General features: G+C 68.5%; 18 protein-coding genes. 3 read left to right on the top strand and 15 right to left on the bottom strand.

What is annotated here, in order from left to right; genetic code table 11:
- Window positions 1–106 precede the first annotated feature (106 nt).
- The 3 genes from NE2_RS14230 to NE2_RS14220 form a co-directional block, all read right to left on the bottom strand.
- Window positions 107–817 carry a TetR family transcriptional regulator gene (locus NE2_RS14230; RefSeq protein WP_063026364.1) on the bottom strand — a complete coding sequence of 237 codons (711 nt, stop codon included), beginning with the start codon at window positions 815–817 and terminating at the stop codon, window positions 107–109.
- Window positions 818–1,048: 231 nt separating this feature from the next.
- Window positions 1,049–1,522, bottom strand: a complete 474-nt coding sequence (gene purE / locus NE2_RS14225; protein ID WP_030513619.1) for a 5-(carboxyamino)imidazole ribonucleotide mutase — start codon at window positions 1,520–1,522, stop codon at window positions 1,049–1,051.
- Window positions 1,523–1,589: 67 nt separating this feature from the next.
- On the bottom strand, window positions 1,590–2,792 hold the full coding sequence (locus NE2_RS14220) for a 5-(carboxyamino)imidazole ribonucleotide synthase (RefSeq protein ID WP_063026505.1): 1,203 nt from the start codon (window positions 2,790–2,792) through the stop codon (window positions 1,590–1,592).
- A 151-nt stretch (window positions 2,793–2,943) separates the two neighbouring features.
- On the opposite strand from NE2_RS14220, the gene NE2_RS14215 reads away from it, so the two are divergent.
- Window positions 2,944–3,489 carry a GtrA family protein gene (locus NE2_RS14215; protein ID WP_063011191.1) on the top strand — a complete coding sequence of 182 codons (546 nt, stop codon included), beginning with the start codon at window positions 2,944–2,946 and terminating at the stop codon, window positions 3,487–3,489.
- A 9-nt stretch (window positions 3,490–3,498) separates the two neighbouring features.
- Here NE2_RS14215 and NE2_RS14210 read toward each other — a convergent pair whose 3' ends face one another.
- The 7 genes from NE2_RS14210 to NE2_RS14180 all read right to left on the bottom strand — a co-directional run bounded on the left by NE2_RS14210 (window position 3,499) and on the right by NE2_RS14180 (window position 8,218).
- Complete coding sequence (locus tag NE2_RS14210) at window positions 3,499–4,809, bottom strand: sensor histidine kinase (RefSeq protein WP_063026362.1); 1,311 nt, start codon at window positions 4,807–4,809, stop codon at window positions 3,499–3,501.
- A 6-nt stretch (window positions 4,810–4,815) separates the two neighbouring features.
- Window positions 4,816–5,493: a response regulator transcription factor gene (locus NE2_RS14205; protein ID WP_030513615.1), complete on the bottom strand. Its 678-nt coding sequence runs from the start codon at window positions 5,491–5,493 to the stop codon at window positions 4,816–4,818.
- Between the two features lie 61 nt (window positions 5,494–5,554).
- On the bottom strand, window positions 5,555–6,103 hold the full coding sequence (locus NE2_RS14200) for a PH domain-containing protein (RefSeq protein WP_063026360.1): 549 nt from the start codon (window positions 6,101–6,103) through the stop codon (window positions 5,555–5,557).
- Window positions 6,104–6,132: 29 nt separating this feature from the next.
- Complete coding sequence (locus NE2_RS14195; RefSeq protein WP_051755357.1) at window positions 6,133–6,981, bottom strand: biotin--[acetyl-CoA-carboxylase] ligase; 849 nt, start codon at window positions 6,979–6,981, stop codon at window positions 6,133–6,135.
- Between the two features lie 71 nt (window positions 6,982–7,052).
- Window positions 7,053–7,289: a hypothetical protein gene (locus NE2_RS14190; protein ID WP_063026358.1), complete on the bottom strand. Its 237-nt coding sequence runs from the start codon at window positions 7,287–7,289 to the stop codon at window positions 7,053–7,055.
- A 132-nt stretch (window positions 7,290–7,421) separates the two neighbouring features.
- On the bottom strand, window positions 7,422–7,760 hold the full coding sequence (locus NE2_RS14185) for a hypothetical protein (protein WP_063026356.1): 339 nt from the start codon (window positions 7,758–7,760) through the stop codon (window positions 7,422–7,424).
- A complete protein-coding gene (locus NE2_RS14180; RefSeq protein WP_063026354.1) occupies window positions 7,760–8,218 on the bottom strand; it encodes a DUF1707 SHOCT-like domain-containing protein in 459 nt (152 codons plus the stop codon). The genes NE2_RS14185 and NE2_RS14180 overlap by 1 nt, the downstream gene beginning before the upstream one ends.
- 290 nt (window positions 8,219–8,508) lie before the next feature.
- Between NE2_RS14180 and NE2_RS14175 the strand changes: the two genes are divergently transcribed.
- Window positions 8,509–10,023, top strand: a complete 1,515-nt coding sequence (locus tag NE2_RS14175) for a serine/threonine-protein kinase (protein ID WP_063026352.1) — start codon at window positions 8,509–8,511, stop codon at window positions 10,021–10,023.
- Between the two features lie 91 nt (window positions 10,024–10,114).
- On the opposite strand, the gene NE2_RS14170 is transcribed toward NE2_RS14175, so the two are convergent.
- Complete coding sequence (locus NE2_RS14170; protein WP_063026350.1) at window positions 10,115–11,917, bottom strand: acetyl/propionyl/methylcrotonyl-CoA carboxylase subunit alpha; 1,803 nt, start codon at window positions 11,915–11,917, stop codon at window positions 10,115–10,117.
- A 121-nt stretch (window positions 11,918–12,038) separates the two neighbouring features.
- Window positions 12,039–12,968, bottom strand: coding sequence for a sulfurtransferase (locus NE2_RS14165; protein ID WP_063026348.1), 930 nt, complete (start codon window positions 12,966–12,968; stop codon window positions 12,039–12,041).
- Between the two features lie 158 nt (window positions 12,969–13,126).
- Here NE2_RS14165 and NE2_RS14160 point away from each other — a divergent pair, with 158 nt between their 5' ends.
- Window positions 13,127–13,918 carry a helix-turn-helix transcriptional regulator gene (locus tag NE2_RS14160; RefSeq protein ID WP_030513608.1) on the top strand — a complete coding sequence of 264 codons (792 nt, stop codon included), beginning with the start codon at window positions 13,127–13,129 and terminating at the stop codon, window positions 13,916–13,918.
- On the opposite strand, the gene NE2_RS14155 is transcribed toward NE2_RS14160, so the two are convergent.
- The 3 genes from NE2_RS14155 to NE2_RS14145 all read right to left on the bottom strand — a co-directional run bounded on the left by NE2_RS14155 (window position 13,826) and on the right by NE2_RS14145 (window position 16,735).
- Entirely contained in the window at window positions 13,826–14,551 is a 726-nt protein-coding gene (locus tag NE2_RS14155; protein WP_063026346.1) for a Maf family protein, read from the bottom strand. The two genes, NE2_RS14160 and NE2_RS14155, sit on opposite strands and share 93 nt — an antisense overlap.
- Before the next feature lies 1 nt (window position 14,552).
- Complete coding sequence (locus tag NE2_RS14150) at window positions 14,553–14,888, bottom strand: acyl-CoA carboxylase subunit epsilon (RefSeq protein WP_030513606.1); 336 nt, start codon at window positions 14,886–14,888, stop codon at window positions 14,553–14,555.
- A 206-nt stretch (window positions 14,889–15,094) separates the two neighbouring features.
- The gene (locus tag NE2_RS14145; RefSeq protein WP_063026345.1) at window positions 15,095–16,735 is read right to left on the bottom strand and encodes an acyl-CoA carboxylase subunit beta; all 1,641 of its coding nucleotides are present in this window, start codon (window positions 16,733–16,735) and stop codon (window positions 15,095–15,097) included.
- Window positions 16,736–16,870: the final 135 nt, after the last annotated feature.

The raw sequence follows: 16,870 nt of genomic DNA, 5'->3' as shown, positions 1-16,870 counted from the left end.
TCCCGGCACTACACTGGCGCACCTCGGCACTCAGTGCCAGTCGCGTTCGAGTATACGCCGCCTGAGGGCGACGACGTGAGGGGATAGCCGGAATCCGCCGTGGCACTCAGTGCCAAATCCTGGATTCGGCGGCCCGGTTCACAGATTCGAGGCGGTCGGCCAGGAGGTCGGCGACCTGCCGGGCGGGCATCTCGCGCGGGAAGACCGCCACCACCATCTCGCCCGGTTCCGGGGCCGCACCGGGGGGCGCGATCGCCCGGACCGCCGCGCGCAGATCGGCAGCGCTCGCCTCGGATCGGCCCCGCACCATGCGGCGCAGCAGATAGTTGTGGGTGGCGGTGACGGCCGCACTGAACTGGATCAGCGCGAGATCGGGCACCTCCGGCAGCCGATCGCGCAGATAGTCGGTGAACAGCCGTTCGTACCGGAAGACGGTCACGATCTCGCGGTCGCGCAGCGCCGAGGCCTGCCGGACCACCCGGTACCGGCGCGCGGCCAATTCCCTGGTCTCGGTGAACCGCTCGAAGATCCCGACCACCGCCTCCCGCACGGCATCCCACGGATCCCCCTGCGCCGCAGCCAGATACGCCTTCGCCCGGGCGAGCTGCTCCTCGTGGTCGGCGAAGACCACATCCTCCTTCGACCGGAACTGCCGAAAGAACGTCCGCCGCGAAATCCCCGCCGCCTCCGCGATCTCGTCCACCGTCGTCGCCTCGTATCCCTGCTCGGCAAACAGCCGCAACGCGTGATCGACCACAGCCAGCCGAAACTCCGCGGCGTCGGCAGCACGAACGGGGGTCGAATTGTCGCTGGGCACCCCACAACGGTAATCGGTATGTTCGAGCGACCATGTCTGCGCCGTACGAGGAGATCCCGGGTACTCCGACGACACCGCCCGGGTATCGATAGGTGCTGCGGTGGCAGCCGTGTTGCGGCGAGCAAGAAGAAATACGTCCTGATGCCCGGCGGGTGTCGAAAATCCCACGGCGCGTTCGACGGTGACCGCCGAGCAGTTCCGGGCGATGCTCGCGGCACCGCCCGGATCGTCCTAACCCAGCAGGCGGGTGCGCAGGGCTTCGTCCTTGTCGAGGACCAGTTTTTCCAGGTCGGCCTGGAACTGTTCCATGCGGGTGCGCAGGTGGGGGTCGGTGGCGGCGAGGATGCGGACGGCGAGCAGGCCCGCGTTGCGGGCGCCGCCGATGGAGACCGTGGCGACGGGGACGCCGGCGGGCATCTGCACGATCGACAGCAGGGAGTCCATGCCGTCGAGGTATTTCAGGGGCACCGGAACGCCGATCACCGGAAGCGGGGTGGCCGAGGCGACCATGCCGGGCAGGTGGGCGGCGCCACCGGCACCGGCGATGATCACCTTCACGCCGCGACCGGCGGCCTCGCGGGCGTAGTCGAGCATGCGCTGCGGCGTGCGATGCGCCGAGACGACACCGACCTCGAAGCGAATCCCGAACTCCGCCAACGCTTCCGCGGCGGCTTCCATCGTGGGCCAGTCGGAATCGCTGCCCATGATCAGGCCGACCGCCGGAGCGGAGCCTGCGGAGCGACCATCGGACACAGCTCCGGCCTCCTCTTGTTCACTCATGGGGATCCCATCCATCGGTCCACACCGCGTGCGACATCCAGTGCGCCGCCCGTTCGGCCTTCTCCCGCACCTCGGCCACATCGTCACCGAGGATGTTCACGTGCCCGATCTTGCGCTTCGGGCGCTCGCCCTTGCCGTAGAGATGCACCCTCGCCTCCGGTATCCGCGCGAACAGGTGGTGCAGCCGCTCGTCCATCGACATCGCCGGCGCCTCGGCCGCGCCGAGGATGTTCGCCATCACCGTCACCGGCGCCAGCGGCGTCGTAGCACCGAGCGGATAGTCGAGAACCGCGCGCAGATGCTGTTCGAACTGCCCGGTGACGGCACCGTCCATCCCCCAGTGCCCGGAATTGTGCGGGCGCATGGCCAGTTCGTTGACCAGCAGTTCACCGGCGTGGGTTTCGAACAGCTCGACGGCCATCGCACCGGTGACGCCGAGCTCGGCGGCCAGCCGCAGGGCCAGCGATTCGGCCTCGGTCGCGGCCTCGTCCGACAGCTGCGGCGCGGGCGCGATCACCACGGCACACTGGCCCTCGCGCTGCACGGTCTCCACCACCGGCCAGGCCGCGGCCTGCCCGAACGGCGAGCGCGCCACCATCGCGGAGAGCTCACGCTTCAGATCCACCCGCTGCTCGGCGAGCAAGGTCACACCGTGCCCGAGCTGGTCGGTGACGATGCGCTCGGCCTCGGCGGCGTCATCGATCATCCACACGCCGCGCCCGTCGTAGCCGCCGCGCACCGCCTTCAGCACGAACGGACCGTGTTCGGCGAGGAAGCCGGTGGCATCCGCGACGTTCTCGACCGCGGTGAACGCCGGGACCGGCACGCCCATCTCGGCCAGTTTGCGCCGCATCGCGAGCTTGTCCTGGGCGTAGACCAGCGCGGCCGGCGGCGGCTGCACGTTCACGCCCTCGGCCACCAGCGCCAGCAGATGTTCGGTCGGCACATGTTCGTGATCGAAGGTCACCGCGTGCGTACCGACGGCAACCTTGCGCAGGGCCGCCAGGTCGGTATGCGATCCGAGGACCAGCTCGGGGCTCACCTGGGCCGCCGGATCGTCGGGTCGCTCGGCCAGGACCCGCAGGCACTGCCCCAGCGCCACGGCGGCCTGATGCGTCATTCGCGCCAGCTGCCCGCCGCCGATCATCGCGACGGTCGGCATTCCACCACCTTCGAAACTGCGCGAAACCGGCATCGGTTCACCCTCGGCAACCTCTTGCACCCCGGTGGAGGGGTCCATCGATGGCCCACTACGCTCGCTCACAGCCCACCATGTTGTCATGCGCCCACACGCGGGGATGAGTGCGGGTTGATTGCCCAGCGCGGGACGGACGTAGACTCACCGGGTGCCATTTGTCGACGATGTGGTCAACATCCTCCCCAAAACACTACGGGACCTCGCTATTCGTCATCACGAGCTGATCAAGTTCGCGATTGTCGGAGCGACCACTTTCGTCATCGACAGCGGTATCTTCTACATCCTCAAATTGACGGTTCTCGAGTCGAAACCGATCACGGCCAAGATCATTTCCGGAGTTATCGCGGTCATCGCGTCCTACATCCTGAACCGGGAATGGTCGTTCAAGGGGCGCGGCGGTCGTGAGAAACACCACGAAGCCCTGTTGTTCTTCGTGGTCAGCGCCATCGGTGTGCTGCTGTCGAATCTCCCGCTGTGGGTTTCGCGGTATTTCTTCCATCTGCACGTCCCCGATGTCAGCTTGACCGTGGAGAACATCGCCGACTTCGTCAGCGCCTTCATCATCGGCAACATCCTGCAGATGGTGTTCCGATTCTGGGCGATGAAGCGCTGGGTGTTCCCCGACGAAATCGACGCACTGGTCGAAGAATTCGAAGAACTGTACGAGGAAGAGAAACCGCTCGGCTTCAGCTGAACCCACCGTTCAGCGGGGCTCCCCGATGACGCCGTTACCCGACCGCCCCGCGGTCGGCTTACCGAGGAATACCGCGAACAGCGCCGGACGCCGACGCTGTAGTTCCAACCGGCCGCCATCGGCTTCGATCAGCGCGCGCGCCAGCGCCAGCCCCACCCCGGTCGATCCGGCGCCGGAGAAGCCGCGGTCGAAGATGTGCGGTGCCAGTTCGTCGCTGACCCCCTCGCCCTCGTCGGCCACCTCGACCGCCACCAGCGGTTCGCGGTCGGGCCCGCCGTAGACGGTGCGCACCGACACCGAGCAGTCTCCGCCGCCGTGCACCAGCGCGTTGTCGACCAGTACGGCCACCGCCTCGCGCAACCGCGATCCGGTCACCGGTGCGCGCAGGGCAGGATCGCCGGACAGCACGAGTTTGCGTCCGGCCTCGGCGAAGGGATGCCGCCACTCGGCGACCACCCCACGCAATTCCGCGACCACGGGAACCGGTTCGTGATCGGCGGCGTCCTGGTCGCGGGAATCGCGAACCAACTCGTCGATCGCCTCGGTGAGCCGATCGACCTGCGCCATCGCCTCCTCCGATTCCTGGACGACCGCCGGGTCCGCATGCGCCGACAATTCGTCGAGACGCAGCCGCACCGCCGTCAAGCGACTGCGCAACTGATGGGACACGTCGGCGACCAGTGCGTGCTCGCGCTGCAGCCGGCCCGCGATCTCCACCGTGGCCGAATCGAGCACATCCGAGACCCGGTCGAGTTCGGTGATGCCGTGCCGGCGCGGGTCCGGCCGGAAATCGCCCTTCGCCAGCCGCGCGGCGCGGGCGGCCACATCCCGCAGCGGATCGGCGACCCGCCGCGCGGTCACCACCGCCACGGCGGCGCCCGCGGCCAGCGAGGCCAGTGCCACCAATGCCACCGCGCCCACCGCTTGCCGCTGCATCGAATGCATGGGGGCGGCGGGCACCTCGAGTCGCAGCGAGCCCGACGTGCCCATCGACAGCGATTCCACCACCGGGTTGTCGACCTCCGGCGCCCCGGCGTCCACACGCAGCGCGGCGTCCTCCGGAGTCGGATAGATGATCGTGAGACGCCCGCCGGACGGAATCAGCGGCCGCACCGAGCGCAGGTCGAGCACGCCGTGAACCAACCCGTCCTCACGCTCCTGGCCGACGATCTCCACCGACATGCGATCCAGGCGGGCCCGCAGATCGCTGCGGGTGATATCGGCCACCCACTGCCAGGCGGTGAACGCCAGGGGGATACCCAGCACCACGGTGGTGAGGGTCAAGGCCGCCAGCATGGACAGCAGAATTCGGCGCCGCATCGGCGATCAATCGGTGTTGAAGCGGAAACCGACACCGCGCACGGTGACGATGCGCCGCTCCGCGACCGGGCCCTCGTCGCCGATCTTGCGGCGCAGCCAGGACATGTGCATGTCGAGGGTTTTGGAGCCGCGCAGATCGGCATCGCCCCACACCTCGCGCAGAATCGTCTCGCGCGGCACGACCTGCCCGGCCCGGTCGATGAGCACCTTGAGCAGTTCGTACTCCTTGTTGGCCAGATTCACCTCGTGGCCGTTGACCAGCACCCGACGTGCGGCGGGTTCGAGCCGCACTCCGCCGATCTCCACCGCCTCGTCGCCGATGCCACTGCGCCGCAACAGGGCTCGCACGCGGGCCAATAGTTCGGCGAGACGGAACGGTTTACCGACATAATCGTCGGCGCCGGCGTCCAGACCCACCACGAAATCGACCTCGTCGGTGCGGGCGGTCAGCATCAGCACCGCGAGATCGGCGCCGCGGGCACGGACCTGGCGGCACACTTCCAGGCCGTCCATACCGGGTAGCCCCAGATCGAGGATGAGCAGATCGTGTTCACCCTCCAGCGCCCGGCGCAGCACGGCGGGGCCGAAGCTCTCGACGGTTACCGAATAGCCTTCGCGCCCCAGCGCTCGCGACAGCGGAGCGGCGATGGCCTCATCGTCCTCGGCCAGCAGTACGGCGGTCACAGCACAAGATTACTGGCGAACCGGGCCGATCGGGCGTGCGCCACCGAACCGCGGCCCGCCGCTACCGACGGCCGCCGTAGCGAGGGTCCTGATACTGCTCGTGGCCCGGATCGCCGTGCGGGTTGTCGAAGACCTGGTGGTACAGCAACGAATGCACCTTCTGCACGTTCGGAATGTCGTCGTACTCCAACGGATCACCCGAGGCGGCGTCGATGATCAGGGTGCCCGTGCCGAGCAACCGGTCCGACAACCCGTGGCGGAACTGCACACTGGAGATGCGGTTCATCGGAATGTCGATGCCGCTGTGGGTGAGCACGCCCTCGCGCACCAGCACCCGCCGGTCGGTGATGATGAAATGCGTTGACTTCCAACGGATCACCTGCGACAGGCAGCGCCACACGACCAGCAGCGCCCACACCACGACGATCGCGATGAGAACGGCGTTGCGCGTGGTGCCCTCGGTGTTGCGCCAGGCCAGCCCGCTCAGGAATCCGGCCAGCGCCGTGGCGAGGATGAAGGTGAGCGCCGGCAAGAACAACATCTTCCAATGCGGATGACGGTGCAGTAGCAGCTGCTCGTCCGGCGCGAGCAGCTCCTCCGGATAACTCATATGCGAACCCTACCCCCTGATTCGGCCCGCTATGCCGGGCGAAGATGAGTGACGTCGCCCGCCGATACCGAACGATCGCCGATGATCAGGCGGCCGTAGGCGTCGATATCGGTGGCCACACCGGTGATGACCTCGCCGCCGGGCAGTTCCGCCCGCACGTCGGCGCCGAGCGTGGCGCACCGCGCACGGTAGGCGTCGGCCAGCGCCGTGACATTCCAGTTCTCCGTCCGCCATTCGGTGAAGTGGCGGGCGAAGGCGCGCAGCAGGGCGAGGACCAACTCGTTGCGATCGGCGTTCTCCGCACCGGCCAGAGTCAGCGAAACGGCGTGCGGCACAGGCAGTTCGTCCTCGGTGAGGCTCACATTGAGCCCGACGCCGACCACGACCGCCGGCGCGCCCGCGCCGGAGGCGACCTCGGCCAGGATGCCGGCCACCTTGCGGCCGCCGATCAGAACGTCGTTGGGCCACTTGAGATTTGCGTCCAGTCCGGTGGTTTCGCGGACCGCGTCGACGACGGCGACACCGGTCAGCAGCGGCAACCAGCCGAGGACGGCCGGCTCGATACCGCCGAGCCGCACCAGAATCGACATCGCGATCTGCGCGCGCGGCGGACTCACCCACGACCGTTCGTGGCGGCCGCGACCGCGGTCCTGATATTCGGCGACCAGCACCCGCCGATCGGAGGAGGGATCGCCGGCCACGCCGATCAGATCCGCATTGGTCGAACCGGTCGACTCCACCACATCGATGTGGGAGAAGAACGACAGGTCGGGCTGTTCGGCGACGGCATGTCGCAGGATATCGGCGTCCAACGGTGGCCTCTGCACGCCTCGCAGGCTACTCCTGCCTGCTCGGACGGTCGTTGTACCGCTCCGCATCGGACGCTTCGCGGGGACGGCACCAAGATGCGGGTACCGCCATGTGAGCGGCACCCGCCTCCCGGTTCTTCTCATCGGGCCAGGTCGTACTCCGGCAGATGGATCGAGCGCACCGGTCCGCCGGCGCCTGCTCCGCCATATGCCATGACGGCGTCGGAGGCCCATTCGCCGAGCTCTTCCTGCGCCTGCTCGTCCGGCCACTCGGACCGGACTTCCGGATCCACGACGGTCGGCTCCGGCTCCCCGGCCGACCGGGTCCACGCTGTCGCGGTGGCCCGTTCCGCGACCGACTTACTCCACTCCCACATCGCGCACCTCCCCAGTGCTTGATTTCGGAGTCTTCACGGTACGGGTACGGACACCCGGCAATCCACCGATTTAATCGGCGACCCCGACCGCTCGACGCGAAAAGTGCTGCGGCACAGGGCGTTCAGCGCGCCTTACAGAGGTTGCAGGCCCAGGGCTCCGGCGACGAATCGGTTCACCGCGGTCAGGCCGGACTGCAACGCGGAATCGTAGCCCTCGCGCGACCAGCCCGAAATCTCCGCGGTGCCATCGGGTTGCGGCGTCACCACGATCTCGGCGACCAGTTCCGCGGTGGTCGGCTCGCACACCGCCCACGAATACCCGGTCTGTTCCGCCCAGTCGCGGGCACGGCGTTCGACATAGCCGGGATCGGCGATGCCGCCGTCGGCCAGAGCCGGGCGGTCGTCGATGCGGTCGTCGGCACGCAGCGCACGCAGATACCAACTGCCGGCGTTGATTTCGATCGGTTCCATCAGAACCTCCGGCGACGGTCGCGGCGACGGCGACGGCGACGGTCGAGCAGGCGGTGGTCGTCGCCGTCGAGCAACCGGCGATCGTGGCCGCGCTGCTGGAGGCCGCCGGTGATGATGCCGGCCGCGGGGATCAGCAGGAACCAGAGCCAGGTATGGGTGGTGAAGAACAGCACCAGCGCGATGATCACCACCAGGCCCATCATCGAACCGGCGAACTCGCGCCGCCCACCCGGCTGCGCGGCGGCCGGTTCCGGCGGTTCCGGCGGCTCCGGCACGACGGCCGGGAGGTCGCTGAACACTGGCGCCAGATCACCTCGCGTCACCGCCGCGGCGATGAGACCGCTGCGCTCGTCGAACTCGGCGACCGACAACCGCCCGGCGGCGAAGTGCTCCGACAGGCGTTGCATCGCCTGCTCGCGCTCCGCGGTACCGATGCGGACGTCGGGAGAATCAGCCATGGCACGAGATTACCGCGCGGGGCGCGGGTGAGCGGGCCCGTCGCCGCGGCATTCCACCCGCGGTACCGCAGGCCGCACATCCGCACTATCGTCGGTCTCATGTTCCGCCAGCGCGGCATCGGCACCGCTGCCGCCCCGCTCGTCGCCGCGACGACCGGTCCAGCACCACAGCCGAGTACCGAGACGCGGCCGCAGACCAGCGACGCGAGGCTCGGGGCGCGGACGATACCGGCGAGCCGCCGTGCCCCCGGCCCCTTCATCCGCCCCGGTAGGCACCTCGGGCGGATGCGATGACGGCGCGGGAGTTCGGGCGGTACCGCCTCGATCGGCTGCTCGGCCGGGGTTCGGCCGGGGAGGTGTGGCTGGCGTACGACCCGGCGGATGCGCGGACCGTCGCGCTGAAGATCTTGTCCGGGAGCGCGGCCGAGGACGCGGATTACCGGCGGCGATTCGAGCGCGAGGCCCGGATCGGAGCGCATCTGGAGAATCCGCATATCGCACCGATCCATCGGTTCGGCGAATACGCCGGGCGGCTGTACCTGGATATGGCCTACATCCCGGGTGTGGATCTGGCGCGGCTGGTGCGGTCGAGTGCGATGGCGGTGCCGGAGTCGATCGATCTGATCTCGCAGATCGCCGAGGCGCTCGACGCCGCCCACGCGGCCGGGCTGGTGCACCGGGACGTGAAACCCGCCAACATCATCGTGCACCCCAGCGGGTTCGCGTATCTCATCGACTTCGGGATCGCTCGCGCGGCGGGGCAAACCACCATCACCGCAACGGGTTTCACGGTCGGCACGCTCGCCTATATGGCGCCGGAACGGTTCACCGGGCACGGCGACTCTCGCTCGGACGTGTACTCACTGGCCTGCGTGCTGTACGAATGCCTCACCGCGCGAAGGCCGTTCGGTGATACCGACGCGGTCCGACAGTTGCACGCCCATCTGCACGAGCCTCCGCCGCGCCCCTCCGCGGTCGCCGCTCACGTCCCCGGCGCGCTCGACGCCGTCGTCGCCCGCGGGATGGCGAAGCGGCCGGACGACCGCTACCGCACCGCGGGCGAGCTGGCGGCGGCGGCCCGGGTCGCGGCGGGAACGATCACCGTCGACCACCCACCGCCGGTCCTGCAATCCGAGCAGTCGCAGACGCCGCATCCAGGCGCGACACCGGAGGCGAGCGGGCAGCCCGGGCCCGCACCAGCGGCACGCGGACAATTCGGTCCTTCGCCCCTGGCGGCCGCGCAACCCGCGACGACCAGACGATTCGACTCCGGACCGGCGCCCGTGCCCGGATTCGCGGGTGCCGCGGCCGGGCGGCCGCGCGGTGCGGCACGCCCGACTCGCGTCCTGCCGGGCCCGGGCACACCGGCCGATGCCCTCGCACCGCCCACAGCACTCGGACCATCCAGCCGGCCGCATCCCTTGTCCTCAACGGCACAGCAGGTTTCACCCGCACCGCCACGACGCTCGGCTCTCACCGTCGCCGCCGCGCTGATCGGCGCAGCCATCGTCGCCCTCGCGGTCGTCGCCGGGTGCACGGCCCTGCTGAGCAGCGGCTCCCGCACTCCCTCCGACCAGCAGTCGACCACCCCTCCCGAGGTGACCACCGCCGCACCGACCACCGCGGCCCCGGCGACCCCGGAACCGGAATACACGACCGCGGTCATCCCACCGCGCCGGCTGCTGCCCTTCCCCACCGGCGTGCTGCCGCCACCCTTCGAAATCCCGCATGCCACAAGCTATTCCGAAACCAAGCACGACAAACCGACAGAGCCCGGTAAACAACACTCTCCGCACGCCGGTTAGGTCTCGTGCGTGTTGCCGTCGGTTCTCTACCCAGAACGTGAAGAACCCCGCTCCGTTGCGGAGCGGGGTTCTTCACGAAATCGCTTGCTGCCTACTTGATTTCGGCGAGCACGGTGCCCTGGGTGATGGCGGCGCCGGCCTCGACGGCCAGACCGGTGACCACACCGGACTTGTGCGCGTTGACGGGGTTCTCCATCTTCATGGCCTCGAGCACGGCGATCAGGTCACCGGCCTCGACCGACTGGCCCTCTTCGACGGCCACCTTCACCACGGTGCCCTGCATCGGGGCGGTCACGGCGTCACCGGAGGCGGCCGAGGCGCCCGCGCCGCCACGCTTGCGCGGCTTGGGCTTCTTGCGGATCACGCCCGCGCCGTTGCCACCGGCGGCGGCCACACCCGCGCCCACGCTGAACTGGCCCGGCAGCGACACCTCGAGGCGACGGCCGCCGACCTCGACGACCACCGTCTGGCGCGCACCCTCCTCCTCGTCCTCGATGGGCTGGCCACCGGTGTAGGGCTCGATGGTGTTTTCCCACTCGTTCTCGATCCACTTGGTGTAGACGTCGAACTTGGTGCCGTCACCGACGAACGCCGGGTTGGTCACGATGTGGCGGTCGAACGGCAGCACCGTCGCCAAGCCCTCGATCTCGTATTCGGCCAGCGCACGCGCGGCCCGCTCCAGCGCCTGGGTGCGGTTCTCGCCGGTGACGATCAGCTTGGCCAGCATCGAGTCGAACTGTCCGCCGATCACGCTGCCCGCGACCACGCCGGAATCGACGCGCACGCCGGGGCCGGACGGCTCCTTGTAGACGGTGACCGGGCCCGGTGCCGGCAGGAACCCACGGCCGGCATCCTCACCGTTGATGCGGAATTCGATCGAGTGTCCGCGCGGGGCCGGGTCCTCGGTGATGGTCAGCTCCTCGCCGTTGGCGATGCGGAACTGCCAGCGCACCAGGTCCAGACCCGAGGTCTCCTCGGTGACGGGGTGCTCGACCTGCAGGCGGGTGTTGACCTCGAGGAACGACACGGTCTCGCCCTGCACCAGGTACTCCACGGTGCCGGCGCCGTAGTAGCCGGCCTCCTTGCAGATCCGCTTGGCGGACTCGTGGATCTTGGCGCGTACCTCGTCGGACAGGAACGGCGCGGGCGCCTCCTCGACCAGCTTCTGGAACCGGCGCTGCAGCGAGCAGTCGCGGGTGCCGGCGACGATGACGTTGCCGTGCTTGTCGGCCAGCACCTGGGCCTCGACGTGGCGGGCCTTGTCCAGGTACTGCTCGACGAAGCACTCGCCACGGCCGAAGGCGGCGGTCGCCTCGCGGGTGGCCGAGTCGAACAGCTCGGGAATCTCCTCGATGGTGTGGGCGACCTTCATGCCGCGGCCACCACCACCGAAGGCGGCCTTGATGGCCACCGGGACGCCGTACTGCTTGGCGAACTCGACGACCTCGTTCGCGTCCTTCACCGGATCCTTGGTGCCCGCGGCCATCGGAGCCTGCGCGCGCTCGGCGATGTGGCGAGCGGTGACCTTGTCACCCAGATCGCGAATCGACTGCGGCGAGGGGCCGATCCAGATCAGCCCGGCGTCCAGGACGGCCTGGGCGAAATCCGCGTTCTCGGACAGGAAGCCGTAACCGGGGTGGATCGCGTCGGCGCCGGACTTGCGCGCCGCGTCGAGAATCTTGTCGAAGACCAGGTACGACTCGGCCGAGGTCTGCCCCCCGAGCGCGAATGCCTCATCGGCCAATTTGACGAATGGCGCGTCCGCGTCCGGTTCCGCGTACACGGCGACACTGGCGATACCGGCATCCTTGGCGGCCCGGATCACACGCACCGCGATCTCGCCCCGATTGGCGATCAGGACTTTCGTGATCTGCGCGCTGGCATGGCTGGGCACTGAGCCTCCTGTGCTTTGGACAACTTACGTCTCGGGTGAGTGTAGGCAGTGTGCCAACAGACTCCGAACAGGGATAGGGCTACCGAACAGTAGCCCGGACCCCCGTGACGTGAACAACACCCTAGACCGACTGTGCCGCCGCCGACACGGCGACCGGAGCCGAACCCGGTTCACTTCCCTTGACGATCGGCGTGCGCACAGCGTTGCTCCACTCGGTCCAGGAGCCGTCGTAGTTGCGCACATTCGCCACGCCCAGCAGCGAGGTCAGCACGAACCAGGTGTGTGCCGAATGTTCGCCGATGCGGCAGTAGACGATGGTGTCCTCGGCGCCCAGCAGCGGCGCGTAGATCTCCTCGAGCTCCGACCGGCTGCGGAATCGGCCGTCGCCGCCCACCGCCGCGGTCCACGGGATGTTGATCGCGGTCGGAATGTGCCCGGCGCGCAGTGACTGTTCCTCCGGGCGGTCCCGGATGCGGTCGTCGTCGCCCGTGTACTCCCCTGCCGCGCGGACGTCGACCAGCCCGGCGCCGGTTCCGCCGTCGTTCAGGCAGGCGCGCACATCGTCGAGGAAGGCCCGGGCGCTGCGATCGTCGCGCTCGACGACCGGATACTCCCCCAGCCCGACGTCGGGCACCTCGAAGGTGGTGTCGCGGGCCTCGGAGATCCACGCGTCCCGGCCGCCGTCGAGCAGCCGCACATCCGGATGCCCGAACAGGCCGAAGACCCACGCGGTGGCGGCGGCGGTGCCGTTGGCCTTGTCGCCGTAGACGACGACCGTGTCCTCGCGCGCGATGCCCTTGGCACGCATGAGTTCGGCGAAACGGGCGCCGTCGATCACGTCGCGGGTGAGCGGATCGGTAAGCTCGGCGCGCCAATCGATCTTGACCGCCCCTGGCACATGGCCGATGTCATAGAGCAGGATGTCCTCGTTGGACTCGACGATCGCGAGGCCAGGGGTACCGATGTTTGCCGACAGCCACTCAGTGGTTACCAATCGTTGTGGATATGCATGAGAGCCGAAGGATGGATGAGAGTCCGGAGCGACGGGCACGGTGGAAGATCCTTCACGCGTGGTAGACGATGGGCGGCTGGGCAGTACCGATCGTAGGTGCGAACAATGTGCGCCGTCGGTTTCACATCACGAATCGGATGAAGCGCGATTAAGTCGCAGCTTCGTCCGATAAAGTCACATGGGAGGAGGGGTGAGCTATGTCCGATTCTTGGCCACGACGGCGCCTGCTAGCGATCCTACGCGGCGCCAGCGAGCCTCTCGATGCCCAGGAACTGGCGCGCATCACCGGACAGCACGTCACCACCGTCCGCTTTCATCTGGATGTTCTCACCCGGGAATCGCTGGTCCGCCAATTCCAGCAGCCGCCTCGCGGCCGCGGCCGCCCGCGCATCGGATACACGGCGGTGCAGCGATCGGTCGGTTATCAAGATCTCGCGCAGGTGCTGGCCGATCAGCTCGGCAGTGATCCCCGCCGGCGTTCCGAATTGGCCGTGACGGCCGGGCGCGCGTGGGGCGCCAAGGTCGAACAGCTCGAACAGCCCATCGCCTCGCTCGACGATGCGCGCGATGTCGCGGTGACGGTGAGCTCCGAATTGGGTTTCGCCCCGGAGCGCGATCCCGCCTCCGAAACCGGCGACCAGCTCAACATCCGCCTGACCGCATGCCCGCTGCGCGAATTGGCGCGCACCCACTCCGAGGTGGTCTGCGGTGTGCATCAGGGCCTGATGCGCGAAGTCTTGGACCGCAACGGCGGACGCGATGCGGTCAACGTCCGGCTGCACCCGTTCGTGGGCCCGGAACTCTGCGTGATCCATCTGGAGGCGCTGGCGAGCACGCTCCCGGATCCCGCTCACATCCCCGATCAGGCCGGGACCGGACCGCGACTACCGACGCCGTCAGCCAATCGCGTCGGCCCGCAGCTGCGCACGGAGCCACAGCTGCGCAATTCCGACGCCCACGTCGCCCAGGAGGCGACGCAGCAGCGGTAGGCCGATTCCGATGACACTGGACGGGTCACCGTCGATGCGGTCGACGAACCAGCCGCCCATTCCGTCGAGGGTGAACGCACCGGCCACCCGCAGCGGCTCGCCGGTGGCGATATAGGCATCCAGCTCGGCCGGGCCGGGCGCTGCGAAATGCACGGTGGTGGTGCTGCAGTCCTGGGCGTCGGCGACGATCGCGCCGTCGCGCACGCGCAGCACACAGTGGCCGGTGAGCAGATCGGCACTGCGCCCGGCCATCTCGGCCCAACGGGCGCGGGCGACGTCCGGGGTATGGGGCTTGCCCTGCAGCACGCCGCCGACCAACAGCATCGAGTCACAGCCGACGACCACGCAGTCGTCCACCAATCGCGGGGACCGCGCGGCGACAATGCCGTAGGAATCCGGGGCGGCCGGACCGTCTACGGACGCGGCGGCGTCGGCGATCAATGCGGCGGCGACGGTGTGGGCCTTGGCTCGGGCGAGAGCGGTCACCACGCCCGCGGGTGGTGTGTCCGGCGGGAGCGCCGCGGCGACGGCGTCCTCGTCGACCTCGGATATTCGCACCACCGGATCCAGCCCGGCCGCACGCAACACCTGCAGTCGCGCCGGGGAGGCGGAGCCGAGAACGAATCCCGTCACGTCAGCCGCGGATGTGCGACAGATAGGGGAAGGCGTAGGGGGAGAACGGCGAGGTACCGCGGTGCATCATGGTGGGCCGGCCCCAGTTGTCCACCGGGCCCTGATCCTGCGGCGCCGCGTCGGCGTTCGCGCCCGCGGCGGCGAACACGGTGACCAGAGCGGCGAGTTCCTCGTCGGTAGGCGAACCCTTCAGAACACGGATGACCGGCCCGTGGCCGACCTCGGCCTCGACGACAGCGGTGTCGGATGCGAGCCTGGTGTCGCCGTCACCGAATTCGTCGACCGCCAAATCCAATTCGGCAGCGCGCAATATCTCTTCGTCAGCCACAGCCGTCACAGCGCCAACTCCTCCTGTTCTGTGCCGGACCGAGGGGGCCCGGCGTTCGCGGCGCGGGACGAACCCACGCCGCGAACGGTATTCGTGCGGCCCTCATCGAATGAGGGCCTTTTCCTACCATCTTCACCCGGATGCGGCAATCGTGCGCGGTACGAACTCGCCACTCTCCCGGAAAGTGTGCCTCCGCTACCGCACATATCGTCGGATCAGAGCGGAATGTTGCCGTGCTTCTTCGGCGGTAGAGTAACCATCTTTCGCTCGAGCAAGCGGAGCGCCGCGACGATCTGGCCGCGGGTGCGCGAGGGCGGAATCACCGCGTCGACGTAGCCGCGCTCGGCCGCCACGTACGGGTTGACCAACGTGTCCTCGTACTCGTTCTGCAGCTCGAGGCGCAGTGCGTCGACATCGGCGCCCTCCGCGGCCGCTTGCTGCAGCTTCTTGCGGTAGACGAAGCCGACCGCGCCCGAAGCGCCCATGACGGCGATCTGGGCGGTGGGCCACGCCAGGTTCACATCGGCGCCCATGTGCTTGGAGCCCATCACGTCGTACGCGCCGCCGTAGGCCTTGCGGGTGATGACCGTGATTTTGCCCACAGTGGCCTCACCGTAGGCGTAGAGCAGCTTCGCACCGCGGCGGATGATGCCGTTGTACTCCTGGCCCGTACCCGGCAGGAAGCCCGGAACATCGACCAGCGTGATGATCGGAATGTTGAACGCGTCGCAGGTGCGCACGAACCGGGCGGCCTTCTCCGAGGCGTCGATGTCGAGGCAGCCGGCGAACTGGGTGGGCTGGTTGGCCACGAAACCCACGCTGCGGCCGTCGATGCGGGCGAAGCCGACGATGACGTTCATCGCGCGCTCGGCCTGCACCTCGAAGAACTCGTCGTCGTCGACCAGTCGCCGGATGACCTCGTGCATGTCGTAGGGCTGGTTCGGCGAATCCGGGATCAGGGTGTCGAGCTCGAGGTCCTCCTCGGTCAGCGAATCCTCGATCGCGCCGGCGATCGGGTCGCTGGCCGGGAAGCGCGGGGCCTCGGCGCGGTTGTTGCTGGGCAGGTAGCTCAGCAGGTCCTTCACCCAGTCCAGCGCGTCCTGCTCGCCGGAGGCGACGTAGTGCGCGGTACCGGACTTCACCATGTGGGTGTGGGCGCCGCCCAACTCCTCCATGGTGACCTCTTCACCGGTGACGGTCTTGATGACGTCCGGGCCGGTGATGAACATCTGGCTGGACTGGTCGACCATCACGACGAAGTCGGTCAGCGCCGGGGAGTACACGTGCCCACCGGCCGCGGCGCCCATGATCAGCGAGATCTGCGGGATCACGCCGGAGGCCTGGATGTTGCGGTGGAAGATCTCGCCGTAGAGGCCGAGCGAGACCACGCCCTCCTGGATGCGAGCGCCGGCGCCGTCGTTGATGCCGATCAACGGGCGGCCGGTCTTGAGCGCGAGGTCCATGACCTTGACGATCTTCTCGCCGTAGACCTCACCGAGGCTGCCGCCGAACACCGTCGAGTCCTGGCTGAAGATGCAGACGTCGCGGCCGTCGATGGTGCCGTAGCCGGTGACCACGCCGTCGCCGAGCGGACGGTTGTTCTCCAGGCCGAAGTTGACGCTGCGGTGCCGGGCGAGCGCGTCCATCTCCACGAACGAACCCTCGTCCAGCAGGGCCAGGATGCGCTCGCGCGCGGTCAGCTTGCCCTTGGCGTGGACCTTCTCGACCGCGCCCTCACCCATCGGGTGCTTGGCCTCTTCCAGCCGATTGCGCAGATCAGCCAGCTTCCCTGCGGTGGTGTGGATATCGGGGGCGCCCGCCGAACCCGGCGAAGGCTGACTCTGGACACTCGTCATGCCCCGGAGTGTAACCAGTGGCGCAGCCCGGCGGAATTCCAGTGGGGGCTACCGACCAGTACCCTTATTGGCTACCCGCCAGCAGAAAAGCGCTGGTGAAGTGCCACAACGGCGGTCCGGACACGCTCGCGCGAG

Origin of the sequence: Nocardia elegans NBRC 108235 (assembly GCF_001612845.1) — a bacterium.
GTDB lineage: Bacteria > Actinomycetota > Actinomycetes > Mycobacteriales > Mycobacteriaceae > Nocardia > Nocardia nova.
This window is presented reverse-complemented; position numbering and strand designations above follow the sequence as displayed.